Below are 26,690 nucleotides of genomic sequence, written 5' to 3'. Positions count from 1 at the left end.
CTATGCCCAATCTCCGCATAGCTTGCCCTCGAGCAAGAGCAACGCCCATTCGCGTCATCTCCGCAACGTCGTCGTTCCTCTTCGCATGCACACTTGCTTTGCCCGCGTCCGCTCAAACATTTGGTGACATCTTCACCGAAGTACGCACAAGTCAGCTTGGTCCGGCCGCCGACATCCTTGGAACGATATCTTTCGTACTGGGCGTAGCTTTCGGGATCATGGCTGTCATGGCGATGATCAAGCGATCTCGCAATATGAATGACAATTCCGTCGAAGTCAGCCGCATCCTCATGCTGTCGCTCGCCGCAGCTTGTATGATCGCGATTCCAACCTTCCTGAATGTGGGCGTGGCCTCAATCTTTGGTACTGGCGCAGATCAGTCCACTGTCGACGGAACACTCCGGTCCTTGAACTAAGGATCTTTGACCGTGGTGGCGTTCTGGCATCAGGCGGCGGCCTATTTGGGCCGCAATGCGCTCAACACCTCTCTGGACGCCTATTGTCGTCTGGAGAGCGGGCAGGGTGAGCATGCCCTTTTGGCTGATGACGGTTCTATGGTCACCCTATTTCGGCTTGATGGGTTTCGGTCTTTGCCGGGCGAACAGGACATTACAGAAGCCTGTGACCGATTGCGCGTGGGACTTTCGCCTTTCTTCTCCAAGCCTGGTCTCGCGTTGCAATTCTGGTTTGGTCACTCCCCTGAGCTGGGGCGGCGCGAGATCGAAAACATCATCGACGATACGGCAAGCATCGCGCACAGCAACACGCTTGACCTTGAAGACTTGCTTGTGGAGCGCAGGCAATTGCTGCCGCACAGTGTTCAGGGGGAGCGGTGCTATCTGGCGCTTTGGACGAAGCCCTCGCTTTTAACAAGCGACGATCGAACCCAAAGTATCAAGAAACGATCCGACGTGCTGCGTGCTGCGCCGCCTCTGACGCTGGGGCAAATACCAGGCACTGCGCTCGAAGGGTTGGCCGTGCGTCACGAGAGCCTTGTCACAGCCCTTAGTCGCGAGTTTGGAGGGGCAGGGATCGTTGTTGAAACACTGGATTGCTACACGGCGCTCAATGCCATCCGCAAGGTCATTGCACCTGAAACACTCGGCTTGAAACACCCATGGCGCGCAACCCTTCCCGGGGACTATCTGCGCCGCCGGATGCCAACGCTCGACCGTCATATCAAACGCAAAGACATCTCAAATCTCATTTGGCCGAGCCTGTCCGAGCAGATTTTCTCCGACCATGCGGAGGTGATAGACAGCAAGATCGTGCAGATCGGAAACTCGGTTTTCTCCGGATTTGACATCACACTGCCTCCGGAAATCGTGGTGCCGTTCAACGATCTTATCCGAAGGGTCGTAACCAACGGGACGAAGATCTCGTGGCGGTGTTCCATGCTGGTCGAAAGTGGTGGGTTTGCCGGTCAGGTGCTCCGCGAGCAACTATCGCGTCTCTTGGTTTGGACGGCACCCAATCATAACGGCAGGATCAAAGAAAGCTTCGACCGGCTGAGGCAAACCGATGGGGATGGCAACACAGTCGTCAGGTGGCGGGCCTCTTTCTGCGCTTGGGCACCTGCTGATGAAATCGCAACGCTGCGCGGACACATAGCAACTTTGCAGGAAATGGTCCGCAGTTGGGGCAACAGTCAGACCAACTCCATCTCCGGCGATCCTTTGGACTGTGTTATGTCCTCGGCGCTTGGGCTTTCGACGGCTTCGACTGCGGAAAGCTGCGCTGCTGATCTGCTTGACGTTCTTGCGATGGCACCGTTGGCAAGACCTGCCTGCCCCTGGGAACGCGGCTCCATAGTCTTCCGCACCTCAGATGGAAAACCATTCCCCTATCAGCCGGGCAGTTCCAAGCAGAACGCCAGTGTCGACATTATGATCGGCACGCCGGGCTCGGGTAAGTCAGTCTTAATGAACGCAATCAATTTGGGGGTCGCGCTCTCCCCGCAATCGGGCAGCAGTAAAGACGATGGCGCACTCCTTCCGCGCATCTCGATCATTGATATCGGACCGTCATCTTCCGGACTGATCAGCTTGATAAGAGATGCCTTGCCACCAAAGCGTCGCCATGAGGCAATGTTTCATCGGCTTCGGATGATCGACAAGGATGCGGTCAACCCGTTTGATACGCAACTAGGGTGCAGATTCCCCTTTGCCCACGAGCGCGCTTTCCTGGTCAATCTGATTTCACTGATCTGCACGCCGGAAGACAGCGAAACAACTTATGACGGGGTATCGCAACTCGCAGAATCCTGCATCGATGAGGCCTTTCGCGTTTATTCCGACGAGGTGAGCCCAAAGCGCTATTCGCCGGCCATGGATCTCAAAGTCGACGAGGCTCTCGAAAAGCACGGCTTCCAATCCGATACGGCCACGAGCTGGTGGGAAATCGTAGATTTCCTCTTCGAGAGAGGCGAATTCCATGGCGCAGCATTAGCACAGCGATTGGCGGTGCCTGTTTTGGGCGATTTGATCCCGATCTCTAACGCCGAAACAATTCGGGAGCCGTTTGTCGAGATGCGGGTACAATCGACCCAGGAGCCGATGATTGCCGCGTTCCAACGCATGATTACTGCTGCGATCAAGCAGTATATTATTCTGGCAAGTCCAACGCGGTTTGATGTCTCAAACGCGCGCATTATTGCTTTCGATCTGGCGGGCGTTACCGAGGCGACCGGCACGCGCGGTCGCAAGCAAACGGCTGTCATGTATATGATGGCGCGCCAAACCCTGACTTCTGATTTCTGGCTCGACGAGGACGAGATCAAAGCCTCAAATCTGCCTGAACGGATTAAGGCGCATCATCTGCTTCGCTGTCAGAATAACCGACAGATGCCAAAGCGGATATGCATCGATGAATACCATCTGACAGGAGGTCTTGGTATCCGAGACCAGGTGGTGTCTGACGTGCGTGTTGGCCGAAAAGCCGGTGTGCAGATTTCCTTGGCAAGCCAACTCATCGGAGACTTTGACAACTCCATTCGCGAACTGGCCACCAATATTTTCCTCTGCAATGTTCCAACAGCGGATTCCGTCCGGGCCGTTATGGACACCTACGATCTGCCCGAGACACTTCAGCCGGTGATATCGCGCTTGAGCGGGCCCGAAGCAGGTGTTGGCGCACCGATTGTCGGCATCTTCAAGCTCAAATCCCAGACCTACGTTCAGCACTTTTACAACCAATTGGGCCCGATTGAGCTGTGGGCATTGTCGACGACGGCTGAAGACACGGCGCTCAGGGCCCTTCTGTATGAGCAATTGGGAAGTCCAGAAGCCAGACGCATTCTCGCGCGCCGTTTCCCATCGGGGTCGGCCAAACCGGAGATCGAAGCAGAACTCGAGCAGCTGATGGCGTCAGGCCAAACCATCGACGAAACCGCGCGCGGCAACGTTATTGCCAATTTTGCCAAAGAACTCGCGAAAGGGGCCTACGCATGACGCCCAATAGACTAGCTACCTACATCAGCGCTTTGGGGATCGCCGTTTTTGCGGCAATGCCGCTCTATGCTCAGGCAATTGATGGCGGTATCGCCACGGAAATAGTGGATTTTGACGAATCTGACGTTCAGGCCACTCGTATTGCCCGGCAGATGTACGGCAAAGAGTTTTCCCATGTAAGGGCCGTGCGGGTGTGGCTGGAGCCGCCAAGCAACGACCCCGAGCAGCTGATGGTGGAGCTGGGAAACGGCCGAGATTGCGCGCACGACTGCATCGAGGTTGCGCTTTTCTACAACGACCAATGGCTTGAGATTTTTCGCCAACCCAAGGCAAACCGGCTTGCTCTATCAGAAGTGTCGCCCACGGGGATGAAATCCATCATCGCCGATGATCGCGTATGGTCCTGGAATGCAAGGGCTTATGTTCCAGAACCGATCCAGGACAGTATCGATCGCAGAGATGCGACAGAGCAGGAACTGAGTGTCGTCGCCGAGCAATTGAGCGGCGTGTATGGATCAGATGGCCTAAATGCGTTTGGGCCTCCCAAGGTTGATGTCTATGACGTCGACATGAACGGATACCTTGGCAAGATCATTGCCGTCCGGTCACCTGCTGTCTGCGGTCAATCTACCTGCCCGATCTATCTGCTCAACGGCGAGGATCAGATCTTCCGGGTACTGCGCTCTATTGAAGGAGAGGTGGGGCTTTCCCGGACGCATCGCGATGAGCAAGGCTTTCGCGGGATCGAGCTGCTGACGCGCAATGGCATCTCGATTGTTTCTTCTACCAGTGGCAAGCTTCTGTCATCAGTCCCCGTTCAAGCGATCCACGTTGCGGGAAGGTCTCGATGATCCGTCTCGCGCAGTTTTTGGTTATCACCTGTCTGGCGCTTACCAGCCCCGCTTTGGCCTCTACTTATGCCGATCTCATTCGCTCTCAGGAATCCAGTGGAAATTATGGCGCTTTGAATACTCAAGGTGGCACAGCGGCCGGGGCCTATCAGATTACAGCCGGCACATTGGAAAGCCTCGGCTACGTGCAACACAATGGTGGATCGCGCGGCAGCTGGTCCAACTATAGCTGGACCAGTCAGGCAAGCAGTGCCGGTGTGAACTCGCTCAGCGATTTCCTGAACAGCAGCGCAGGCCATTCGCTGCAGGATCGAGCTTTCACGGAATTGACTGACCGCAACCTGGCGTCTCTTTCGTCGCAAACCAGAGGGCTTGTTGGTCAGACGGTCAATGGGGTCACATTTACTCAAGAAGGGCTTTTAACAGCCGCACACTTTTTGGGAGCAGGCGCACTCAATGAATGGGTCGCGAGTGGCTTTGACCCGACCGTATTCCCGCCCGAGTACCTGACCGCCAACGGATTTGGATCCTATGATGAGTTGCAGGCTCATCTGATGAACCGGATCGGCGGGCCCAATGGCACGACCTACACAGGTGGCGTGGGTGGCACCTATGCCGCGACTGATGGGTTCCCCAGGCTTGGAGCTAAACGTCCCGTCCTTATTCGCGAAACGCCGCCATTCCAGGGCGAACGCGCAACGCTTGGAGTGAATTGATGTATCGATTGTTCAGAACAACAAGAGCCCTTTTGGCAACGCTTACGATAGCAACGGCAGCACTCACGGGAACCGCAACAACTTCATTTGCGCAATCCGTCGATGACCAGATTCTTCAGCTCTTTCCCTCTGGCGGACAAGGCTGCACCGATACCGTGAGGATCAACCTCACTGAAGCCATTCGCGCGGGCATCGAAGCCGAAGTGCTCAGGGCTGAAGACGCGCTCAAAGCACCGCATTCGATCAGCGCGTTGGGGTGCCTCGACAACCTCTTCGACGTGAACTTGGACATCGCAATTCAGGTGCCAAATCTTCAGGCGATTTTCGCCCAGGCCGTTTCAATGGTGCAGGATCGGATCTGTGGCTTCGCTCAGGAGAAGATGAACGAGCTTACCGCGGAGGTAAACGCGCTGCTGCAATTGCCCGATTTCAACTTCCTGCCCATTGGCGGTCTTACAGGCAATTCGACCACAGCCATAGGTGGCGTTGATCTCAACGTTGGCGGTGGCGAGACCGGAGGGGGTATTACCCTAAGGGGTACGACATACGCACCAAACAACCTGGATGCAGTCTATGAGCGCATTTACGGAGGCAACAATGGCCAGTGAGTTCCTAGCAAAAATGACGCTAACAAAGTGGATTGTAGCGGCCTTGGTCCTAGCAGCTGTGGTTCTTTTTTATTTGTTCAACTTCACGAGCTTTCAAGTCCCCAAGACAATTACTCAAGGAAAACAAGAGCCGCAGGTTGGTGGAGGCATTGTTGTCCGGGGCACGACAGTCACATGCAACAATCTTGATGCGGTCTACAACAAAATTTACGGCTTGCCCGAGTGTGTGACCGAACGCGCGAATGATGAGGCATCAAACGATGAATAGTAGTCGCCATCAATTATCTGTCGCCCTTGCTTTCAAAGCCCAAGTTGTAGGATTTGCGTTAACAGCAATCTGTATTGCAACTCCGACCTACGCCTTCGGCGGCTGCTCCTGTGGCGGGGTCGCCAATATCGTGCGGGATGCGCGGATCAATGTGAACAACCACACCACAGAAGTCGGCAACTACATCGTTGACAACATCCTGCGTGGCGTCGCCCAGCTTTCAGCATACTCAAAAAGGGAAACAGAGGCTGCACAGCGCATCGCTCAAGCCCAGGACCAAAACGCTGTGATGCTGGAAAGGCAAAAGGTTAGAGCGGCTGCTGAAGGCGGGAAATATGACCCTGCTGCCTCGGCCTGTATCGATCTCTCTGGCATCGTCAACTACGGCGGTGGTCAGACAAGCCAAGGCGTCGGCGGAATCGACATCGCAAACCTTTCGCGAAATCGCTCATACGGGAATGGGGCCGCTGGCGAACCGGTTCGTCAGGGCGGGCTGGCTCTTGCCCAAGAAATCCGCGTTGATCGCGACCGCCTCAGAAATGTCGGTGGTTTTGCCGACCCGACATCAGATGTGCGCCTGCTGACCGAAGCAATCACACTGGACACGTCCAACCAGGAGATTGCGCAGGCCTATGCGCGAATGGTTAACAACATGGTGGATCCGCTGCCGCCTAAACCGGTCACCACATCGGAGGCGGAGACCCCAACAGGTCTCGCGCGTATCGCCGCGCGGCAGATCGATGCGACGCGCCGCTCTGCATCTCATGCCGTCTTCACCTATCTCGGAGATCTCGCCACGCCGACTGGCGGCGCAGAGCTGGCAAGTTGGGCGCAAAATGCGGCCGGGCCTGCATACCCCTATCAGGTAGGTGACAAAGTTTCGTCGCTGCAGGCCGTCGACATATTCGTTCATTCTCGTTTTGCAAATCCGGATTGGCATCAATCGATCGCCAAGATGTCGCCTGACGCTGTGCAAAGAGAAATCCTTCTTACGAATGCTCTCAACCTGCATGTGAACTGGATGCGATTTGGGTTGGAGCGCCGCGTGGCGGCTGTTGAAGCCGCTCAGCTCGCAACCTCAGTGGATGGGACCGAGGGTGCTGGCGGCGGAGCGCCGATTGGAAACTGACTTTGACACCTGATGAAACGAGAGAACCCAAAGAAAAGAAAAGCCGCGCGCGTCGTGCCGCAGGGTTCTTCGCGCGCCGAGGCGGCATCAATCGCGCCTTTGAGGGGACGAGACGAGGGGCTGATTTCATGTCAGACCTCTGTGATCGAGTGCGTCCAAAGGCATTTGACCGGACGGGCCTTTCAGGCCGCTACAGTGATGGCGGAATCGAGCGCTTTCGCGAACTCACGAAAGGCATGTCCGAGTTCCAAATCGGCGACCAGTATCGAGGTTGGCTGGTTCAGAGGGCGTGTTTCCAATATGCAGCTCTTGGCGCTGTCCTTGCGATCCCGCTCGGCATGGTCTTCTTTCAAATCTCAAAGTTCCTTGTCTTCGGCTTGGTGGGCTTGTTCCTATTCGCACTCTTTCGTGCGATCCGCGCGGATTTCTTTGCCTGGATTCTGGAACAGGGCCGGTTTGGCGGATTTTTGGACTATCTGGGCTCCCGCCTGCCGCGCAACGTTCAGATCATTCTGCCTGAACGCCACCGCGGAGAAACACCTTCTGACCGCCGGGGAGAACAGTCATGACTCCCGCTCAACGGTTTGCGGCTTCCCTCTTTCTTTCGGTCGTCGCGCTTGCGGTATTCGGTGATAAAGCCGTCGCGCAATCGATCAGTGTTCCTGACATCTTCAATGGCGATGGCGACGACAGGTCAAATACATTCTTTAATTTGATTTTTGGGAGTTTGTTCCCGGGACCGGCCGCGAATGATCGAACCGTAATCTCCCTGCTCATGTTGTCGTTCAACATTCTCTTTCTGGCGATCGGGGCGCTGTTCCTTCTCTACAACATCTTTCAAGGCACGCTGGATTCGGCGCATGAGGGTGTGGTTCTCGGCCAAAAATCAACGATTTGGGTGCCGATCCGGGTGCTAACGGCATTCGCACTCCTGATCCCGCTTGGCAACGGATATAACGGCGTGCAGCATGGGATCTCCTATGTCGTCCGAGCCGGGACGGCCGCGGGAAGCTTCTTTTGGAACCAAACCGCTGACCTGATAATTGCAGATGAGGTGCCCATTGTTGGTTCTGACTACATCGCCTCGGACTCCAGATTTTTGCAGCAACTTTGGCGGATGGAGTTTTGTCGCGCGGCTTACAACCATGAGGTTTCAAAGGGCGGAAATCTACAGCTGGTCAGCGATGGTGTTTGGTCTCCGTTGGACAGTGCACCGGCAAACGGCTTGATAGATAGCTACACGCCTCTCAGTCTTGCATATTCAACTCCGAGTATCACCGCGGCATGTGGATCCGTAACACTGCCGTCGGCGACGCCTTCACTGAAACGGATCAGCCCGACAACCAATATGGATGTGATCAACGCTCAGATGCGACAGTTGATCGATGACCTTCGATCTTCGATGCGAGGACCGGCCGAGTCCGTTGCTCTTAAGGTCTCAAATAGAGAACCCGTTGTTGTCACTGACATTCCGAGCCTCGCCGGGATGATGCAACAACTTCGATTGGGCCATTCTGCAATTGTAAACCCAATCGTGAATCCCGACGCCTTGTCCCAGTTGGTCCAGACTGAAAGTGGAACGCCAATTTCTCAACAGATTCAGTCCATCGGTAGCGACGGGACGGGTGCCCTTTCTGCTCCGACCGCCATCGCGGGTGATCTACGAACCGGCGGTTGGATGATGGCTGGTTCCTACTACATGCTGCTTAGTAAGGTTTCGAGTGACGCCAATGCGGTGGCCTCAATGTTTCCGGTTGCAACTCCGGGGACGCTGATCTCAACAACTCTCAACGGGGGTGTTCAAAACACTCTGGCGACAGAACTCGGTCGTTCTTATTGGTTTCAAAGCAACGCGGATCGAGACGCCGAGAAAATTCTCGCATCAATTGGTGCGAGCTACAATGCAAGTGTCGGAGCTTGGAACGAAGCAGCTGCAAACGCCGGTTTGAGGACATTCATAACAGAGCGTGCATACGCTGGAGATGATGCGTCATCCCCCGAGAATTTCCTTCCCCCTCCCACAAATTTGCTACGGGGCGTCTCTTTTCTTTCGCCGAGTTCGATCACTGTTGACCCAATGATTGGTCTCATGGCTTTTGCCTCGACATTTCTGACCTACTCACTGGCAGCAGTCGCGGTGCTCGCGACTGCATCTGCGGTTCCAATTTTCGGCTCTATCCCGAGCACACTTGCATCGATGACCAGCGGATTGTTCCAGGTTGGAATTTTTGCCGCAATTTTTGTTGGTTTCATTCTCCCATATCTTCCAGCAATTATCTGGCTGATTGCCGTTCTTGCCTTCATGCTGTTAGTTATCGAGGCTGTATTTGCCGCACCTTTGTGGGCTGTAGCGATGCTGTCCATGGACGGCCATGGCATTTCATCGAACATCGCCCGCAAAGGATGGTCGCTCCTTTTGATGCTCTTTCTAACGCCTCTCTTAATGATATTTGGACTGCTTCTCGGCATGGTTTTGTTCAGAATTGCAGCGTTTTCTCTAAACGGAATGATGTTTGCGGCCTTAACCTCACAGATGGCCGCCGACCCGGACGCATTCGGTTTTCTATCCACGTATTTGGTGCTGGCAGTACTTACGGTCTTTGTTGCGGTGATCTACGTGGTTATCATTGATTGGTCCTTCAGCCTTATCAACGTCTTTCCGGCCCGAATTTTCAAATGGATAGACGGGCTGGGCGATGATCTTGGCGCTCAAACTGCGAATGCAGTGAAGGCGGGATCTATCGCGGGGTCCTATCAAGCGGGAGCTGTTTCAGGAGGGGCGCTTTCGCAAGCAGGGCAGATAGGTCGAGAAGGCCAGCGCGGAAGGCAAAATAGAATTGCCAACAAAGCTGCGAAATCCTAGCGTCGGAAGAACAGGTATATTGCCGCCATGCTTGAACCGCTTGCAGTAGATCGAGCTGACGGCACCGATCCGAACCGATAGTAACCTTCTTTGTTTACGAAGAACGCGTAAATGAGGCTGATTGCAAAGACTTGCAGACAGTAGATTGGCTCAGAGAAGATATGAACCGGTATCGCGATGAGCGCATCGAGCCAGTAGAAACCATGCCAAGTGCTCCAATGGTATGCAGCCAGCGCAGCTTCGATAGTGTCCAACATATGTAGCCAGGCCCGGCCCCAGTGAAACGATAGGTACAAACACGTGAACCAACCTGCCATATGGATGATGTATCCAATGCCTGATAACTCGGTTCGTCTTTCCTTAAGCCAGCAGAAGATATGTCGGACCAAGCGTAGCATGTAGAAATTTTAGCATGGCCGTCTCAAAAAGAACAGATAGCTATGCCCAGGCAGCGGCGTCTCGCAAACCATATATTTTTGTCCCGTTGGCTTGTCATGTATTGATTGCTGTCATGCCTGCTTTCCAGCCAGAGCAAGAACCACGACGCCTGCCAGAATGACGCTTGCCCAGGTCAGGCGGTGTCTCAACTGGCCTTCGCCAAGTAGCAGGCTGCCCATCAATACCGTCAGCAGAACGCTCAGCTCACGGATCGGAGCGACGAAGACAACCGGGGTGAAGGTGAGCGCGATGAGAACCAGGATATAGGCAAGCGGATTAAAAACCGCGATAACCAGCACGCCAAATTTGTGTTGCTGCCATATGTCCTGGACCAATGTGCGGCGGCGCAATGCCAGCGGCGCTAGCAGAACCGTTCTCCCCACGCTGGACACGTAATCCAGCAGCAGCGGCGGGATCATCAACGCTGAGACAGCGTAGGCATCCCATGCCGTATAGCTGCCGATGAACAGACCTGCCATCAACCCGAAACCGAGAGACAGCAACGCACTGCCGCCGGATCGGCGAAACCCGCCTGTCAGCATCAGGACACCAAAGATGATGACCGCGCCGCCTGTGGCGATCTGCGGCGTGATCTGTTCGCCCAGAAACAGCACAGCAAAACAGGTGGAAAGCAGCGGCCCGGTGGCTCGCGCTGTCGGATAGACCAGCGACAGGTTTCCCTTTCGATAACCAATCTGCAACAGTAGGAAATATCCCAGATGCAGGGCCGCGCTGCCCGCGATGAAGAGCATTTGCGTAGCGTTGAACAACGGAATATCCGCCCCGATCCAGACCGCCAGCGGCAGGTAGATCACCACCGACAGAGCCGAGAAAAGCCAGACAAGCTCCGGTCCGGCATTGATGCGTTTGACGAAGAAGTTCCAGGTTGCGTGACAGAATGCGGCTGTCAGGACGAGCGCGAAGCCAAGGATGGACATTGTATTTTCCTCAAAGACGAGTTTCAAGCAGACGTGCGTAAGCACGCCCGTCCATCCCCCCTAGCTTTCTCGTCTTTAAGGTGTCCGCCCGTACACGGGCTCATAACGGCGCTCGGTCCAGACCTGATAAATCAGCGGAACCCTAGCCGCACATGGATGGGCGAAAACACTCTATCATCGAAGATCAGGCAGTAAAGGTCTGTCTTGCGCACCAGACGCTCGCCAAATAGCGTTAAGCCTGTACTCCTTTGAAGCTGCTCGTTTTTTGAAAGGGATGATATGGACCCGTTTCTATTTGCCGCATTTGTAACCACGACACTGCTATTCGTCGCCGTGCCGGGACCATCTGTGGCCTTCGCCTCGGCTCAGGCCGTGCGCCATGGGACAAAAGCGGCGGCAATCACTGTGGCTGGCGATGCCTTGGGGACCGTGGTTCACATCAGCGTTGCTGTCTGGGGGCTGGCAACCCTGATCGCAATTTCTGAAACGGTTCTGCCATTCCTGCAAATCGTGGGCGGTGCCTTCATCATTTACATGAGCATCCAATCCTTCAGGGCCTCTCGCCATCCAGTCAAAGCGCCTGTTGCCACAAACCACCGCGTCACGTTCTGGGCCGGGTTCTTTGCCTGTGTGACCAACCCAAAGGCCATCGTGTTTTTCGTGGCGCTGTTCCCGAACTTCATCTCTCCGGATCACAACATCCTGCTTCAGAGTGTCGTCTATGGGTGTATCTTTCTGGTTCTAGATGCGGTTTCCATTCTTGGCTATGCATTGCTGGCGATGCTCGCGGTACACAAGGTGACGTCCCGCTGGCTGAATGTCGAGGTGTTGAGCGGGCTTGGTCTGCTCGGGGTCGGGATGGGAATGATGGTCAAAGGCTATCGCGCTATTCCGTCGAATTGATTTCATGGGCCTCTTCAACATGACGCAGCCAGACTAGAACCTTGGGGTTCTGTGAAAGTTGCCGCATCAACGAAAATGCCGTTCGAGAATGGACCCGCTGACATGCCGAACAATGTACCCATATCTCACGCAGCCAGCTTGCTTAGAACGGCGAAACGTGTGCTCGTGGTTGGGTGTTCAGGAGGTGGAAAAAGCACGCTTTCACTCAAAATATCTGAGCGCTTCAACTTGGAGTATCTATCGTATGACCGCGACGTCCGCTGGTTGCCCGGCTGGCAAGTTCGCGACCGCGAGGAGCAGCGCCAAATTGTTGCAGACTTGGTGAGAAGAGATCGATGGGTAATGGACGGCACAACTGTATCTACATTCGATTTGCGTCTTCCTCGCACCGATCTGTTGATATGGGTTCGAGTTCCAAGACGCGTCGCATTGGGCGGTGTCGCGCGAAGAGTTCTTGCAAACTACGGCAAAGTCCGGATCGATATGGCAGAGGAATGCCCAGAGCAGTTACCAGATCGCGAGTTCCTGACCTATATCTGGACATTTGAGACGAGAGTTGCGCCTCGCTTAGCGAGTGCCATTGATCGCTTTGGCCCAAACGTTCCGGTCGTAACTCTTTCTAAGCGGAGCGAATTCCCGGCATTGCTTGATGTCAAGTATCCTCCATTCGGCCTTGTCCCGCATAGCCGACCCTCAGGCGGAGACTGAATCATGCCCCTGCTGCAACCAGATGATCTCGTGCGCTTCGTTTCGCCAGCCAGCCGCGCGGAACCGCGGGCAATTGAACGACGTGCCGAAGTTTTGCGGTCATGGGGCTTGCGGGTTGAAATTGGGCCGCACGCGTTCGATAGGATGGGCTATCTCGCAGGCCCAGATGAGGTACGTCTTGCCGACCTCACCACAGCCTTGCTTGACCCAGAGGTGCGCGCGGTTTTTGCGACGCGGGGCGGTAAGGGGTCTTATCGTATTGCCCACCGACTGCCTTTTGACGCAATCGCCTGCGACCTCAAGCCGCTGATTGGGTTCAGAGACATCACCGTGCTTCAAATGGCCCTGTGGAGAAACAGCGCGGCTCCCAGCGTCCACGGCGCGCTTACCGGCAGTGATGACGACCAGCTCAGCGATATTGCGGCGCGTTCCTTACGCTCCGTCCTGATGGAGAGTGAACCGATCACGGTCTCGTCCGATCCCGCCATTGAGTCCGGGGCGCTGACAACAGAGGGGCAAGCAAGTGGCACGCTGATCGGCGGTAGCCTTACGATGTTGGCTACTGCCGCCGGGTGGGCGTTACCCTCCCTGCGCGGGGCAATCCTTTTGATCGAGTCTGATGGGGTCGCCATCGGCCAGTTTGAACGGGACCTGACCATGTTAGTGAGAGCGGGTCATCTTGAAGGCATTGCGGGCGCTGCAATCGGCCACATCAGCGGCACCCCACCGAACCCGCCGATTGATGCAGTCGGGTTGCTGCGTCAAAACCTTGAGGGGTTTGGCGTTCCGATCCTTGGTGGGCTGCCGATTGGCCACGATCCAGATGCGCGATCCGTCCTGATTGGCACTCATACGCAGATTGATGCAGACGCAGGAACGCTAATACAGCCTGCTTGGACTTGACCTAGAAAACACAGTCTATGTCGGCCTCTCTAACCACGTCGGAGATCAGATTGTTCAGCGCGCTTGGTTGCATCATCGGAACGTAGTGGCCACTGTCTTTGATCACATGCAGGCAAGCATTGGCCGATAGTTCTGCAAGTCGGCATGAATAGCTCAAACCCGGCAGTTCGTCGCGGTCGCCTGTTACGACATGAATTGGAATGGTGCTTTCATTGACTACATGCTCGCAACTGCTGCGTGTGTAGAAGGCATCGAGACCGCGTGTCAGAGCTTCTGGGGACTGGTCCAACGCGATTTCTTCAGCCCATTGAGCGATACCAGCAGTATCTTCACCCTCAAATAGAGGTGCCCAATACCGTTCCCACGCGCTCGCAACTCCCTGATCAATAACTGTTCTACGTGCCTCAGAATGAGAAACTGGATTCGGATCACACCGCGCCTTGGTTCCAATCAAGATAGCCGCCGCAATGCGGTCCGGTACCAAGTTGACAACTTCCAATGCACATGACCCGCCTACTGAACAACCGACAACAACAAAGCGATCTTGTGAAACAAGGTTCAGGCTCTTTGCGGCCCATTGTTCAATGTCGCTCCCAAAATCATACAGGTTAGGTGCAACAGTCCGCTCGGGCATGATCCGAAGCTGTTTCTGCCACATTCGCCTATCGAACGGTAAGGCGTGAAGAAGCAGCAACCCAAGATCATTTGACGGTTTCATTTCTTGAGCCTAGTGGGCCGTTGTCTGAATGTCTGCAAAGTCCCACACTAACGACATTGATCACTTGCGGCACAAACCTGTCAAAACTGTTTGAATTTCGCTGGGGGTTTTTGACCGGTTTATGTGTTTGATCGTTCGTGGGGCGCGGCAGGGCGGCTAAAAGGACCGTTTGTGTCCGCCGTAGTGCCTATGATCCTGAAGCCTCTTCGACAGCAAAGCGAACCATCTGAAACACCCCTTCCAACTCCTCCATTGGAATACCCCCAAAAGCAAGCCGAAGTGCCTGTGGTACAGCAACCGTGGTAGCAAATGGCTCTGCTCCGGACGCAGAGATGCCGCGTTCCTTCAAGCGCGTGACAATAGGTTCGGCTCTGATACCCTTCTCGAATTGCAGCCAAGCAAAGCTTGCATTTCGATGCGCCAGAATAGCCGATTCACCCAGAACGGTCCGACAAATCTGCTGGCGTTCTGCGCCATCCCGCTTCCTGGTATTTTCGGATTTGGCGAGCGTGCCGTCTTCGATCCAGCCCGTGACCAGCCCGGAGATCAAAGCCGGAGCGTTCCAGGTCGTCGCTCTGATAACCTCAAGTAATCTGTCGATGTTTGATTTAGGAGCAATCACGTATCCGAGGCGCAATCCCGTCCCAATACTTTTTGAGAACCCCCCCACATAAACCGTCCGCTCCGGCGCAAGGGAAATGAGGCTTGGCGGTGGGTCAGGCTCCAGGAAGGCATAGGCTGCGTCCTCAATAATCAAAAGGTCATGCTTGCAGGCGATTTCGACCAGACGCAGACGTGTCGCATCATCCATGACTGTGCCTAAAGGGCTATGGACTGTCGGCATGAGATAGATCGCCCGTAGCTTGCGCGCGCGGCATTGTCGTTCCAATTCATCCGGGTTCATCACGCCGTCTCTGCCTTCGACCGGAATGAGTTCGAGACCCTTCAGCGCCGCGACGGATTTGAAGCCGGGATATGTTATGGTGTCAGTCGCGATTGCCTCCCCATGACGAAACAGCCCGAGAGCTATGGTCGCCAGCCCATGTTGTCCGCCGGATGTCACCAGAAGGCATTCCGGATCAATGGGGCCGAGGATGCTGCCGAGGCTTTCGGCTATGATCCGGCGTTCATGCGCTCGCCCGCCGTGAGGTTGATAGCGCAGCATCGCCTCAAGATCGCCCGCTGATGCGAGTCGGCGGAGTCCTGTACGAAGCATATCGGCATCAGATGCAGCGCCTGGCATATTGAAGATCAGATCAACAAGGCCATCGGTGGCAGTTTGCTGAACGCCGAGCGTTGGTGGCAATCCGTGGTCGCGCACGAACGTACCGCGACCCGTTTCGCCGATAATCAGGCCCCGCTTTTCAAGTTCTCTGTAAGCGCTGGTTGCGGTAGCGAGAGCTACACCAGCCTGTTCCGCAAATGCTCGATGTGTCGGTAACTTTGTGCCCGGAGCCAACTTGCCATCCTGGATCGCGGTGGAAAGCACATCTGCCAAACGCACATATCTGGGTTTCTTCATATTCTCACTGTATCTAGTACAATAGATAAATTGTCATGCATTATTCTTCGTGGCATTTCGATCTCAAGTCAATCTCCGAGGTCCACCCATGCTCAAAGCAATCCCGGTATCATTTCTCGCCCTTGGTCTGTTCACTGTGACATTTGCCGTAAATCTTCAGGCCCCTCTCTATGATGCCTATGCGGCGGAAAGTAATGTGGGTGCGACGGCCGTAACGATAGCATTTGCGGCCTATGTTGGGGGGCTTATGCCGACGCTGTTGTTGCTCGGAGGTCTTTCGGACCGGATTGGACGGCGGTTTCCGATTGCCTTGGCACTGATCCTTGGCACCACGGCGACAGCGCTACTTGTGCAAGTCCCAAGCTGGATTAGTTTGGTGATCGCACGTTTCATGCTCGGGACTGGCACCGGCCTCGCGACAACAGCTGGAACCGCCTACATGACAGAAATCCTGGGTGCTGACCGTGCTAAGAATGCGGCCCTTATTGTGACTTCGTCTACGTCTCTTGGTTTTGGCGGCGGCGCACTGGCGACTGGTATCAGTCTCGGCCTGCAAGGTCATACGCTGTTACCGGCCAGCTATATTGCCTTATTCGCAATGGCTCCAGTTCTAGCTGTGATCGCCCTCGCACTGCCCCGCGTCGACAAGCCAAAGCCGGTTTCGCTTTTGCGCCTCCCGGTGTTCCCCACTGGAACATGGGTCTTTGGGGCGGCTATGGCGCTGGCATGGTCCACAACCGGGATGACCATCGCAGTTGTTCCACTGGAGCTGGCCGAGAACAATCTCGGGGGGTGGACCGGCCTGGTCATCTTTCTGGCGATTTTCGTAGGTTTTCTGTGTCAGCCGATTGCGCGGCGCATGACCAACGGCTGTGCCCTTGCCCTCGGCTTCGTTCTGATCCCGCTTGGCTTCCTGGTTCTTCTGGCAGGTGTTTGGATGAAAGTGCTGGCCTTTGTTCTTCTCGGCACCTGCATTACCAGCGCGGCCAGCTACGGCTTTACTTATCTTGCCTCTCTGGCAGAGGTCTCCTTGCGTGCTCCGAAGGATCGGGCGCGCGCAACGGCAGGGCTATTTGTATACGCTTACTTCGGCTTCTCGCTTCCGGTGGTCGCCAGCGGCGCACTTGCGGATATGCTCGGCCTTCTGTCTGCAATGGCAGTATTTGCGGTGGCCCAGATCACTGCGACGGCGATCATCGTCTTAGTATGGGACAGGAGGCCAGAACCTTCTGTGGCCGCAATCAATGCAGGATAAGAACATGATGACGAACACAACAGATAGAAAGCGGCTGCGCGTGATGGTTCTGTTTGGTGGCCGGTCTGATGAGCACGAAGTCTCAGTCCTTTCAGCGACGAATATATTGTCAGCAATGGATCGCACGAAACATGAGCCGGTGCCGGTCTATATCGGACGGGACGGTCGCTGGAGGCTCAGCAGTTTTAAAGAGGGGCAACTGTCCAAACCAACTGAAGGACCATGCATCGCTCCCGTCCCAGGTGGGCGGGGCCGCCTATTAAACGTGGAGGCAGATACCCCAATTGCTCAACTAGCTCCCATTGATGCAATTTTTCCAGTGCTGCATGGCCAATGGGGTGAAGACGGATCGATACAGGGGACCATCGTCACCTTGTGCGTGCCTCTGGTCGGTTGCAGCATTTCGGGTTCGGCAAATGCGCTAGACAAGGAAATCACAAAACGACTTCTGAGCGAAGCGGGTTTACCAGTAGCACGATCTATTGTTCTCCATCGGGGCAGTCCGGACTCTTTTGAATTGGTCAAAAGGAAGTTGGGCCTTCCAGTTTTCCTTAAACCCGCCACCCAAGGATCATCGGTCGGCGTAGGAAAAGTTACAAACGATGAGGAGTTCCAAACTGTGCTGGCAGCCGGCTTCCAACATGATCAACGGGTGCTTGCGGAAGAATTCATAGAAAGCCGCGAAATTGAGTGCGCAGTTCTGGAAAACGCAGATGGATCGCTTTTCGTCTCCAGGCCGGGAGAGATTGTTCCGTCCGCCAAACACGACTTCTACACCTACGATGCGAAATACGTTGATCCGGAAGGGGCCGAACTGAGCGCTCCGGTCGCTCTCTCTGAGGAAGAGGAAGCGTCGATCCGGGTGATGGCCGCAGAGGCTTTCCACGCAGCCGGGTGTGACGCAATGGCTCGCGTCGATTTCTTCCTGGGTCCTGATGCTGAGGTTGTTGTGAACGAGCTGAACACAATGCCAGGCTTCACAGACAACAGCATGTACCCGAGGTTAATGGCCGCAAGCGGGATCGACGGGCCAGAGCTTATCAACAGATTGATTGCGCATGGGCTGAAGCGGTTCGAGGATGAAAATCGAAACCAATGAGATTGCTTCAAATAGTTTTCTGCTAAGCGGATACACGCGCTTCCCGCAGCAACGGTAAGAGTGGGCTCGTTCCGGACCTTCTCCGCACTGCAGGATGTGCCAAAACTCATACATTGCTGTCACCGGCGAAAACGGCCGATATTGGCAGCGAGTTACTCTCCTGTTCCGCTTTGCTCTTCGAAAACATCCAAGGCTACGTTCAACGCGTTGATAGCCGCTGGAAACCCACCATAGAGCGACATTTGCCAGATTGTCTCGGCAATCTCGACTTTGGTTAGGCCCGCTTTCAAACCTCCTTCGATGTGAATGCGCAACTGAGGAGCAGTTTGTCCGCCCAAAGCCGTCAACGCTGCAATCGTTGCAAGACTTCGATCCCGCAATGCTAGACCCGGGCGACTGTAGTGTTGTCCGTAAACAAAACTGATCAGGTCTTGGGGCATCCCCGGCAAAAGAGCGCCATACCGAGCTTCAAGTGCCTCTTCCAAGCCCGGATTATGTTCTTCGGTCAGCGCTTTGCCGCGCTCATATGCGTTTTTCATATCTTGTCTCTGTTTGAATTGGGATCAGGGGTGCGCTGTTCGGTTGCCATTCAATGCGGGCTGCAACAACAACCTACGCTTAGATTCTGGCTCAGACATTGACCCCTTTCATGCCTTCTTCGGTGTATCGCGCGCCAGATACCGGAAGCGTGGCCAGACCATCCTCAAGCTCCTGCAAATCCTCTTCGTTCAAGGTGATTTCGGCGGCAGCCATGTTCTCCCGCAGATATGTGATTTTCTTTGTGCCCGGGATTGGGACGATATCATCGCCTTGGGCCAGCAACCAGGAAAGCGCCAGTTGCGCAGGTGTGCATTCCTTGCGGGTTGCAATGACGCGTGCCAGGTCGGCGATGCGCTTGTTGGATGTCGCTGCCTCTGTCTGAAAACGCGGTAGAGACGCGCGGAAATCTCCATCTTCAAATTCGTGATCAATCTGGAACCGCCCGGTCAGGAAACCGCGACCAAGCGGTGAATAGGGCACAAAGCCAATCCCCAGCTCGCGGCAGGTAGGCAGCACCTCTTTTTCAACATCGCGCGACCATAGGGAGTATTCCGTCTGCACAGCAGTGACAGGATGCACTGCGTGTGCGCGGCGCAGTGTATCCGCGCTGACCTCGCACAGGCCGATCCGGTCTATCTTTCCTTCCTCGACCAGGCGCGACAGGCCGCTCATCGTGTCTTCGATATCCTGCGCACGGTTGATCCGATGCACATAGTAGAGGTCAATCCGTTCGACCCCGAGACGTTTCAATGACGCCTCGCAGGAGGCCCTTGCATAGTCCGGACTGTTATCCAGGCTGCGTCGGTATTCGCCGGGTTTGCGAACGATGCCGAACTTGGTCGCTATCTTCGGATGGGCTTTCGAATTTGCTAGGAACGCACCAAGCAGTTCTTCATTGTGATGCGGGCCATACATATCGGCGGTATCGAAAAAACCGATCCCCAAATCTACAGCTTCATTCAAGACCCGCATCGACATCTGGTCATCGCGCGGGCCGTAAAACTCACTCATGCCCATGCACCCCAGGCCGATGGCCGATACATCGAAACCTTGCGCCAATGTCCGTTGTTTCATGCCGCTCTCCTTGTCTGTTGACCAAAGAGATGGCATTTTCAAATCTGTATAAACATCCGTGAATTTGAAAACAGGATTTCCAAAATCGGAAAGCACTCCAACCATGATCTGATCTGGGATGACATCCGCGCTTTCCTGGCTGTGGCGCGTACAGGCACGTTGTCTGGAGCAGTGGCGCAGATAGGGGTCGGGATCGCCACCGTCTCGCGCCGGATCGAACGGTTGGAATCTGCGATGGGCCTACCTGTGTTTACGCGGCACCAGTCCGGCTATCGTCTGACAGCAGATGGTGCGGCGCTGATTGAACGTGCGGAAGAGATGGAAGCAGCGGCCCTGTCGCTAACCTCCGGGCTGCACCACGACGCACCCGTCGCGGGCACCGTGCGGCTGGCCACAGCCGAGAATTTGGCAACCGGCCTGATCATCCCGGAACTGGGGCGATTGAAGGCAGAGTACCCACACTTATCGCTGGAAATTGTGACGGACGTATCCACAGTTAACCTGCATCGGCGTGATGCGGATATCGCCCTTAGAATGGTGAAACCTGACCGGGGCAACGTCTCACTGCAAAGATTGGGACGCTTGGGCTTTGGCCTCTATGGCTCGGTGGATTATGTGTCTGCTCGCGGCGCAGCATCAGATGCCAGCGCGTTTGATACAGACGATTTCATTGCCTGGTCCGAGGCCTACGCGAACCTTCCAGCCGCTCAGTGGGTTGAACGCATGTTAAAGGGTCGCCCACCTGTGCTGGTCACGACCTCGTTGGCGACACAGTTTGTCGCTTGTGAAAATGGACTTGGCCTGGCGATCCTGCCGCATTTTCTGGCGCGTCCGCGCGGTCTTGTGTGCCTCAACGCAGAGCTTGGCGTCGATCAGACGATCTGGCTTGTCACCCATTCCGATCTTGTTCACTCACGCCGCGTCCGTGCCGTCGCAGAATTTCTGCGCGATCTGGCGCAGAGGAATCGCGCTCGTTTAGGTGGTTAGAATTCCAGCCGTCTTTGTTTCCAGCAGAAAGGACCGTTTTTGCGCCATTACGCGAGGCTGAGATCAACTTCCGAACAGCTACAATCTAATCATTTGGCAAAATTCTCAGCATAGTTGCCAATGGTTGTTCCGAGCTGCCGTTTGAATGCCCTCTGCATTTGCTGGAAGTCTCTGAAACCGGAAATTTCGATACTCTTGCCAATAGGGAGACCACTGCTAAGAGCATCAGAGGCACGTTTTACCCTGTAACGCTCCAGGAATTTCACGGGTGAATGGCCGGTCATGGCGGAGAAGCGCCGCACCAGAGTACGAGAAGTCAGTCCGGCAACGTCAGCCATTAGATCGAGTGTCCATTCTTCCCCTGGATTGTCGTGCAAAGCAGAGATCAGGCGGGCCAACTCCCTGTCTTCTGTGAATTGTGCCTCAAGGATGTCGGCGAACTGGTTCTGCCCTCCGCTGCGTTTGAGGTACACCACCAGTTCCCGCGCTACCGACAACGCGACCGCTGAGCCGTGATCCCTACGAATGACTTCCAGCGCCAAGTCTATGCCCGATGTGACACCCGCCGAAGTGAAGATCAGATCATCAATTCTATAAAGCTCATTGGTGACCCAATTCACCATGGGAAAAAGGTCGCGGACTTGTTTCGCACGTCCCCAATGGGTGGTTGCAGATCGGCCATCCAGAAGCCCGGCGTCGGCGAGGATCAAAGCCCCAGAACAAACTGAAATCACTCTCTGACCATTTCCAGACCTCTGCCAACCGCTCAGAATCTTACGTAGTACAGGTCGCTGCAACATACGGTCCACACCACGGCCGCCCGGAACCAGCAGGTCATGATGGGCTTCAATCTCCAACACCTGATCTGCCTGAAGCCGCAACCCGCAGGATGATGTGACTGCGCCGCCATCGAGCGAGACATAGCGCAGTTGATAACGGTTCACGCCATCATCATTCGCAGAGCTGAAAGCCTGAACAGGTCCTGCAACATCCAGGATGTTCAGGTCGTCAAAGAGTAGAATGTCGATGCTGCGTATTTTGTCCATAATTGATGATAATATGTCATTATCGCCAATACTGCCAGCAGTTAGAAAAGCACTACGTCTCCTGAATATCGGACCTGTTGATGCTAAACCGAAACTTCACCCTGATCCTTGTAGGCAATGTCATTCTTGGGTCGGCGATGCCAATGCTGATTATCCTGGGCGGCCTCGCTGGAGCCTGGCTGGCCCCACAAAGCTGGCTGGCCACCGCACCGCCATCGGCCCAAATGATTGCCGGGATAGCTGTCGCCTCTCCCATTTCGCTGTTCATGGGACGTTTTGGACGTCGTGCAGGATTCTTGCTAGGGACGGTTGCGCTAATCTCAGGGGCTATTCTCGCTGTTCTTGCACTTCAGATTCAGAGCTTCATGTTGCTCTGTCTCGCCCATGTCGCGTTGGGTGCGGCGCTGATCTGCGTGAACTATTTCCGCTTCGCAGCCTCTGAAGCGGTAGCCGAAGAACACCGACCGCAGGCCATTTCCTTTACTTTGGCATCGGGGTTGGTTGCGGCACTGATTGGCCCAGAGCTGTTTTCCTGGTCGAAGGATGCCCTTGCGCCAACACCGCTGGCAGGGGCCTACGCAGCTATGGCAGTTCTGGGAATATTGGGCGCTGTTCCCGTTCTTTGCCTCAAGATGCAAAACGCTGAGGCAAAACGGGCACCAAAGTCCTCTACAACTGTCCGAGACATCATTGCCAGAAATCCCAGACTTGCCGTGGCAATCGGTATTGCCGCCCTATCGCAGGCGACGATGGTGCTGATGATGACGCCAACACCTCTGGCGATGATCGGGTGTGGCTTTATGGACGACCAGGCTGCTGACGTGATCCGCTGGCATGTAGTGGCGATGTTCGCCCCTGGTTTCTTTACCGGATCACTCATCAAGCGTTTTGGAGCGGGACACATTGCTGCCATCGGGATCGCCCTGCTCCTGTTTTCGGCCCTTGTTGCCGTGTCAGGGCTGGAGCTTCTGAATTTCTATACCGCCCTCATCCTGCTCGGAGTTGGTTGGAATTTTGGTTTCGTAAGCGGCACACACTTGCTGCAATCTGCACTCAAGGATCAGGAACGCCCACTCATTCAAGGCGCAAACGACACGATCCTGGCAATCTCTTCTTCAGCGGCTTCGCTTCTGTCGGGTGCGCTATACGCCGGGATTGGATGGATTGGTCTGGCCGGTCTCTCGGGACCAGTATTATTGATAATCAGTCTTGTTCTCTTCCGAACAAACAATCGCACAAAGGAATATGCTTCATGAAGCAGGTAGCGGTATTTTGCGGCTCCAGCACCGGGAATAGTCCAGAATATGTTCAGGCAGCCATCGACCTGGGAACGGCTCTGGCAGAGCGCTCGATCACGTTGGTCTACGGTGGCGGCAAGGTTGGCCTTATGGGACAGATTGCCGATGCCACGTTGCAAGCAGGTGGTCGTGTCATTGGCGTAATGCCAGAGGCACTGGTAGAGCGCGAAATCTCGCATCCGGGACTGACAGAGCTGCATGTCGTGCCAGACATGGCGACGAGAAAAGCAAAAATGTCTGAGCTTTCAAATGGCTTTGTCGCATTGCCAGGCGGCGCGGGAATCCTCGAAGAGATCACCGAACAATGGACGTGGGGCCAGCTCGGAATACACGGAAAGCCAGTAGCATTCCTGAACATCAACGGATTCTACAATCACATGCAGGCCTTAGTCGCCCATATGACGGAACAGGGATTCATGAAACCTGAATACCTAGACATATTGATTTTCAACGATACTCCCGACCGGATTTTGGATTTGATGGGCGGCTATCATCCCCCTGAGCAGAAGTGGGCCTGAAGGCATCGAAAAAAACCGCCCCAATCCCTTCAACATATGCAGTAGATCAATAACTGAGACCTCGTTCACAATCTGTCTCCCCGCCGATCTCGCGCTCTGGCTCCGACTTGCTACCGCCACGCCACGGTGTTTTGCGTCAACAGAGTTTGAAGCGGTGCCGATACTCACTCGGGCTGATGCTTGAAAGGGACTTGAAAACCCGGTTGAAGGCCGAAACATCCTGATAACCGACTTGCCAGCAGATTTGAGTGACCGAGAGATTGGTCAACTCCAGCAAACCCTTTGCTTTTTCCACTCTTAACTCTTGAACATACCGGTTCACGGATAAGCCCGTGCCACTCAAGAACCTGCGATGCAAGGAGCGCTCGGAAAGGCTTGACCGGCGTGCCAATGCGCTCACCGATAAATCGGATGCAGCATTTCCCTCCATCCATACCTGCAAGGCTCGGATCGCATCGTCCTTGTGCGTCATTCTGGGCTGAAAACTGCGGTAGGCCTGCTGTTCGCGCCCGGCAGGATCAATCAACATCTGGCGACACAGCCGCGATACGACCTGCGGCCCTAGCCAACGTCCGACCAGATGAACTCCCAAATCCACCCAGGCCATAACGCCGCCTGCGGTCACAACATCGTTGTCATCAACCAGGATATGTTCGGGGTATAGGTCCACTTTGGGAAAAGCCGATCTGAAATTCGCTTCAAGCGCCCAATGGGTTGTCGCGGGACGACCGTCCAAAACGCCCGCGTAGCCCAGCCAATAGCTCCCCGCACATGCCGAGCACATAATCGTCCCTGCAAGATGCTGACGCCGAAGCCAGTTATGCAAGTCCCGGTCTCCCGCGCCTCTCGCCCCTATAAGGTTCGGGGGCAGTATGATGGCATTCAGTCCGGAAGCCTCCCGAATCGTGGAAGGGCTCAATAGTTGATGACGAATCTTCCGGCCGGATTCTTCTTCGACGTGCCTGTTGGCGACATCGAACACTTCACCCAACCCATGCAGGGCGGATTGCTGAACGCCATCATATGCGATTATCGCAACGCTTGGCGCATATGGCACAGAGTTTGTCATATACGCCAATGGTATTGGTCCGCCCCCAAGCTGTAAACACAGCGGAACCACTACCAAACGATAGGAGAATAACGTGACCCAAACAGCCTTGATTTTGGTCGATATTCAGAACGACTATTTCCCAAGCTTCCCAGACAGCAAAATGGCCCTTTCAGGAATGGATGATGCATCAGGCCATGCGGCCGACATCCTTGAGGCCGCACGTAATGGCGGCGTGAAGATCCAGCTAGTTTCACCGCCGCAATCTTCGAAGCTGCTGGAATGTCCAAAGATACAGCGTCTAAGTTCATGGGGATGATGGCGGCAGAACACGGCTGAGCCATGATCGACCGCTTCGTCCCGAACTTCTTGCGTTGACAGCACAAGGAAAGCGCCCGTTTGTCTGGCCGTGACGATGCACTGCGGACGTTCGGGCCAGCTATCCCTGAAAACCCATAGCCGCACTAGCCTCACAATTTTCCTTTTTCGGCATCAATCTTACGGTGCTGAGCTGAATCCCGGCAATGCGAGGCCAGGTTCGCGATCTACCATTCTACCGATTTCGCGCGTGTTTTCTTTCCGGCTATAGTGATCCCGGTCTGCACTATGCCCGCCACCGCGCTCCAGAATCTCGTGCGGATGGCTCAAAACGCGTGACTGTTTCTATCCTCCATGAGGCTTGCTCGAACCTATGATCTCTCTGTCAGGAGTTTTAGGCCGGCAAAGGAAAAGAACACGCCGAGCATCGCCTGAATGTACCGCCTGGAACGACTATAGGCCGCGACCATCAGCGGAGTAGAAAACGCGACGGCATACAGTACATGGACGATGACCGACATCAAAAAAATGCCAGCGACAATTGCCACGGCCACCCAAACAGGCGATCCCGGCTGAAGCCCGAATGAAATTGTGGCAATCCACGCTAAAGCGGCTTTGGGGTTGGTCATCTGAACCGCATAGCCGCTTAGAAAGTAACGGGTCGGAGATTTCTCTGGCTGATCTGTGGCTCCGGCACTCAGATCACAAACGGAAGCCGCTGATTTGAAGGACTTGTAGGCCAGCCAAAGCAAATACACTCCGCCGACGATTTTGATGACCAACAATACAGATGCGTAGGTAGCAAGAAGGGCAGACAGGCCAAGAGCGGTCAGCATCCCCCATGTCAGCGAACCCAAAGCCACTCCGAGTGGCAGCCAAACCCCAGATTGGCGATCAACGCTCATGGACGTACCAATGATTGCAAGGATGTTGGGCCCTGGACTAGCCACCCCAACCAGGAAAACGGAGTATGCCAGAAGAATGCCTGGGAGATAGATGTAGATTTGTTCCATGAGAATGCCTGTTTGTGCAAATCAACGTCCAGAAACTCGTACAGCTCGAAACGGCCCTCGTCTACGACGCGAATTCGACCATTTTTGGCACATAGGTATTGGCAAGGGGTTATTGTCCAGCCTCGTCGCGCTCCTTGAATACGTCCAGAGCTACATTGAGTGCATTGATGGCGGCTGGAAAGCCACCATACAATGACATTTGCCAGATCGCTTCGGCGATTTTCGTTTTAGAGAGACCCGCTTTCAGCCCTCCCTCAATGTGAATGCGAAGTTGAGGGGCTGTCTGACCGCCCAAAGCAGTAAGGGCGAAGATCGTCGCAAGGCTGCGATCACGAAGCGATAATCCAGGTCGATCATAGTGTTGCCCATAGACGAAACTGATCAGGTCTTGCGGCATTCCAGGTAGAAGCGCGCCGTAACGCGCCTCTAGGGCCTCTTCCAAACCGGGGTTATGCCTTTCAGCCAGTGCCTTGCCCCGCT

The 26,690-nt window shown here is 55.0% G+C and carries 26 protein-coding genes; 17 read left to right on the top strand and 9 right to left on the bottom strand.

Translation table 11 applies throughout. The features are described 5' to 3' along the window. Positions 1–2: 2 nt before the first annotated feature. The 9 genes from ACR0C9_RS18560 to ACR0C9_RS18520 all read left to right on the top strand — a co-directional run bounded on the left by ACR0C9_RS18560 (position 3) and on the right by ACR0C9_RS18520 (position 9,884). Complete coding sequence (locus ACR0C9_RS18560; protein WP_480781669.1) at positions 3–416, top strand: hypothetical protein; 414 nt, start codon at positions 3–5, stop codon at positions 414–416. A gap of 6 nt (positions 417–422) precedes the next feature. After that, a complete protein-coding gene (locus tag ACR0C9_RS18555; RefSeq protein WP_480781668.1) occupies positions 423–3,449 on the top strand; it encodes a hypothetical protein in 3,027 nt (1,008 codons plus the stop codon). Beyond that, positions 3,446–4,300: a hypothetical protein gene (locus ACR0C9_RS18550; protein WP_480781667.1), complete on the top strand. Its 855-nt coding sequence runs from the start codon at positions 3,446–3,448 to the stop codon at positions 4,298–4,300. The genes ACR0C9_RS18555 and ACR0C9_RS18550 overlap by 4 nt, the downstream gene beginning before the upstream one ends. Continuing rightward, positions 4,297–5,016: a hypothetical protein gene (locus ACR0C9_RS18545; RefSeq protein WP_480781666.1), complete on the top strand. Its 720-nt coding sequence runs from the start codon at positions 4,297–4,299 to the stop codon at positions 5,014–5,016. Before ACR0C9_RS18550 ends, ACR0C9_RS18545 begins: the two co-directional genes overlap by 4 nt. Further along, positions 5,016–5,624, top strand: a complete 609-nt coding sequence (locus ACR0C9_RS18540; protein ID WP_480781665.1) for a hypothetical protein — start codon at positions 5,016–5,018, stop codon at positions 5,622–5,624. Before ACR0C9_RS18545 ends, ACR0C9_RS18540 begins: the two co-directional genes overlap by 1 nt. Then, entirely contained in the window at positions 5,614–5,892 is a 279-nt protein-coding gene (locus ACR0C9_RS18535; RefSeq protein WP_480781664.1) for a hypothetical protein, read from the top strand. Before ACR0C9_RS18540 ends, ACR0C9_RS18535 begins: the two co-directional genes overlap by 11 nt. Then, complete coding sequence (locus ACR0C9_RS18530) at positions 5,870–7,021, top strand: hypothetical protein (protein WP_480781663.1); 1,152 nt, start codon at positions 5,870–5,872, stop codon at positions 7,019–7,021. Before ACR0C9_RS18535 ends, ACR0C9_RS18530 begins: the two co-directional genes overlap by 23 nt. Before the next feature lie 128 nt (positions 7,022–7,149). Continuing rightward, positions 7,150–7,590 (top strand): hypothetical protein, encoded by a 441-nt coding sequence (locus ACR0C9_RS18525; protein WP_480781662.1) that lies wholly within the window; start codon positions 7,150–7,152, stop codon positions 7,588–7,590. After that, positions 7,587–9,884, top strand: coding sequence for a DotA/TraY family protein (locus ACR0C9_RS18520; RefSeq protein ID WP_480781661.1), 2,298 nt, complete (start codon positions 7,587–7,589; stop codon positions 9,882–9,884). Before ACR0C9_RS18525 ends, ACR0C9_RS18520 begins: the two co-directional genes overlap by 4 nt. A 509-nt stretch (positions 9,885–10,393) precedes the next feature. On the opposite strand, the gene ACR0C9_RS18515 is transcribed toward ACR0C9_RS18520, so the two are convergent. Further along, positions 10,394–11,260 carry a DMT family transporter gene (locus ACR0C9_RS18515; RefSeq protein WP_480781660.1) on the bottom strand — a complete coding sequence of 289 codons (867 nt, stop codon included), beginning with the start codon at positions 11,258–11,260 and terminating at the stop codon, positions 10,394–10,396. A 279-nt stretch (positions 11,261–11,539) separates the two neighbouring features. On the opposite strand from ACR0C9_RS18515, the gene ACR0C9_RS18510 reads away from it, so the two are divergent. Further along, complete coding sequence (locus ACR0C9_RS18510) at positions 11,540–12,163, top strand: LysE family translocator (RefSeq protein WP_480781659.1); 624 nt, start codon at positions 11,540–11,542, stop codon at positions 12,161–12,163. Between the two features lie 711 nt (positions 12,164–12,874). Beyond that, positions 12,875–13,774, top strand: coding sequence for a S66 peptidase family protein (locus ACR0C9_RS18505; RefSeq protein ID WP_480781658.1), 900 nt, complete (start codon positions 12,875–12,877; stop codon positions 13,772–13,774). 1 nt (position 13,775) lies between these two features. Here ACR0C9_RS18505 and ACR0C9_RS18500 read toward each other — a convergent pair whose 3' ends face one another. Both ACR0C9_RS18500 and ACR0C9_RS18495 read right to left on the bottom strand, forming a co-directional pair. Continuing rightward, positions 13,776–14,492: an alpha/beta fold hydrolase gene (locus tag ACR0C9_RS18500; protein ID WP_480781657.1), complete on the bottom strand. Its 717-nt coding sequence runs from the start codon at positions 14,490–14,492 to the stop codon at positions 13,776–13,778. A gap of 187 nt (positions 14,493–14,679) precedes the next feature. Then, positions 14,680–16,014: an aminotransferase-like domain-containing protein gene (locus ACR0C9_RS18495; protein ID WP_480781656.1), complete on the bottom strand. Its 1,335-nt coding sequence runs from the start codon at positions 16,012–16,014 to the stop codon at positions 14,680–14,682. 88 nt (positions 16,015–16,102) lie between these two features. On the opposite strand from ACR0C9_RS18495, the gene ACR0C9_RS18490 reads away from it, so the two are divergent. Together ACR0C9_RS18490 and ACR0C9_RS18485 are read left to right on the top strand one after the other, a co-directional pair. Then, positions 16,103–17,269 carry an MFS transporter gene (locus ACR0C9_RS18490; RefSeq protein WP_480781655.1) on the top strand — a complete coding sequence of 389 codons (1,167 nt, stop codon included), beginning with the start codon at positions 16,103–16,105 and terminating at the stop codon, positions 17,267–17,269. A 4-nt stretch (positions 17,270–17,273) separates the two neighbouring features. Next, positions 17,274–18,368, top strand: coding sequence for a D-alanine--D-alanine ligase family protein (locus ACR0C9_RS18485; RefSeq protein WP_480781654.1), 1,095 nt, complete (start codon positions 17,274–17,276; stop codon positions 18,366–18,368). A 152-nt stretch (positions 18,369–18,520) separates the two neighbouring features. Here the strand turns inward: ACR0C9_RS18485 and ACR0C9_RS18480 are convergent, their stop codons facing one another. Together ACR0C9_RS18480 and ACR0C9_RS18475 are read right to left on the bottom strand one after the other, a co-directional pair. Further along, positions 18,521–18,907, bottom strand: a complete 387-nt coding sequence (locus tag ACR0C9_RS18480) for a carboxymuconolactone decarboxylase family protein (RefSeq protein WP_480781653.1) — start codon at positions 18,905–18,907, stop codon at positions 18,521–18,523. A 91-nt stretch (positions 18,908–18,998) separates the two neighbouring features. Beyond that, complete coding sequence (locus ACR0C9_RS18475; protein ID WP_480781820.1) at positions 18,999–19,982, bottom strand: aldo/keto reductase; 984 nt, start codon at positions 19,980–19,982, stop codon at positions 18,999–19,001. 42 nt (positions 19,983–20,024) lie between these two features. Between ACR0C9_RS18475 and ACR0C9_RS18470 the strand changes: the two genes are divergently transcribed. After that, positions 20,025–20,969: a LysR family transcriptional regulator gene (locus ACR0C9_RS18470; RefSeq protein ID WP_480781819.1), complete on the top strand. Its 945-nt coding sequence runs from the start codon at positions 20,025–20,027 to the stop codon at positions 20,967–20,969. Positions 20,970–21,058: 89 nt separating this feature from the next. On the opposite strand, the gene ACR0C9_RS18465 is transcribed toward ACR0C9_RS18470, so the two are convergent. Beyond that, positions 21,059–22,015 (bottom strand): GlxA family transcriptional regulator, encoded by a 957-nt coding sequence (locus ACR0C9_RS18465; RefSeq protein WP_480781652.1) that lies wholly within the window; start codon positions 22,013–22,015, stop codon positions 21,059–21,061. 80 nt (positions 22,016–22,095) lie between these two features. On the opposite strand from ACR0C9_RS18465, the gene ACR0C9_RS18460 reads away from it, so the two are divergent. Then, positions 22,096–23,271 carry an MFS transporter gene (locus ACR0C9_RS18460; RefSeq protein WP_480781651.1) on the top strand — a complete coding sequence of 392 codons (1,176 nt, stop codon included), beginning with the start codon at positions 22,096–22,098 and terminating at the stop codon, positions 23,269–23,271. After that, positions 23,268–23,831, top strand: coding sequence for an LOG family protein (locus ACR0C9_RS18455; protein WP_480781650.1), 564 nt, complete (start codon positions 23,268–23,270; stop codon positions 23,829–23,831). The genes ACR0C9_RS18460 and ACR0C9_RS18455 overlap by 4 nt, the downstream gene beginning before the upstream one ends. Before the next feature lie 136 nt (positions 23,832–23,967). On the opposite strand, the gene ACR0C9_RS18450 is transcribed toward ACR0C9_RS18455, so the two are convergent. Continuing rightward, positions 23,968–24,900 (bottom strand): GlxA family transcriptional regulator, encoded by a 933-nt coding sequence (locus tag ACR0C9_RS18450; protein WP_480781818.1) that lies wholly within the window; start codon positions 24,898–24,900, stop codon positions 23,968–23,970. 73 nt (positions 24,901–24,973) lie between these two features. Here ACR0C9_RS18450 and ACR0C9_RS18445 point away from each other — a divergent pair, with 73 nt between their 5' ends. Further along, a complete protein-coding gene (locus tag ACR0C9_RS18445; RefSeq protein WP_480781649.1) occupies positions 24,974–25,198 on the top strand; it encodes a hypothetical protein in 225 nt (74 codons plus the stop codon). A 370-nt stretch (positions 25,199–25,568) separates the two neighbouring features. On the opposite strand, the gene ACR0C9_RS18440 is transcribed toward ACR0C9_RS18445, so the two are convergent. Together ACR0C9_RS18440 and ACR0C9_RS18435 are read right to left on the bottom strand one after the other, a co-directional pair. Further along, positions 25,569–26,210, bottom strand: a complete 642-nt coding sequence (locus ACR0C9_RS18440; protein WP_480781648.1) for a LysE family translocator — start codon at positions 26,208–26,210, stop codon at positions 25,569–25,571. Positions 26,211–26,319: 109 nt separating this feature from the next. Beyond that, a partial coding sequence (locus ACR0C9_RS18435) for a carboxymuconolactone decarboxylase family protein (RefSeq protein WP_480781647.1) occupies positions 26,320–26,690 on the bottom strand: 371 nt, incomplete at its 5' end.

The organism is Ruegeria sp. C12, from assembly GCF_056537745.1.
This window is presented reverse-complemented; position numbering and strand designations above follow the sequence as displayed.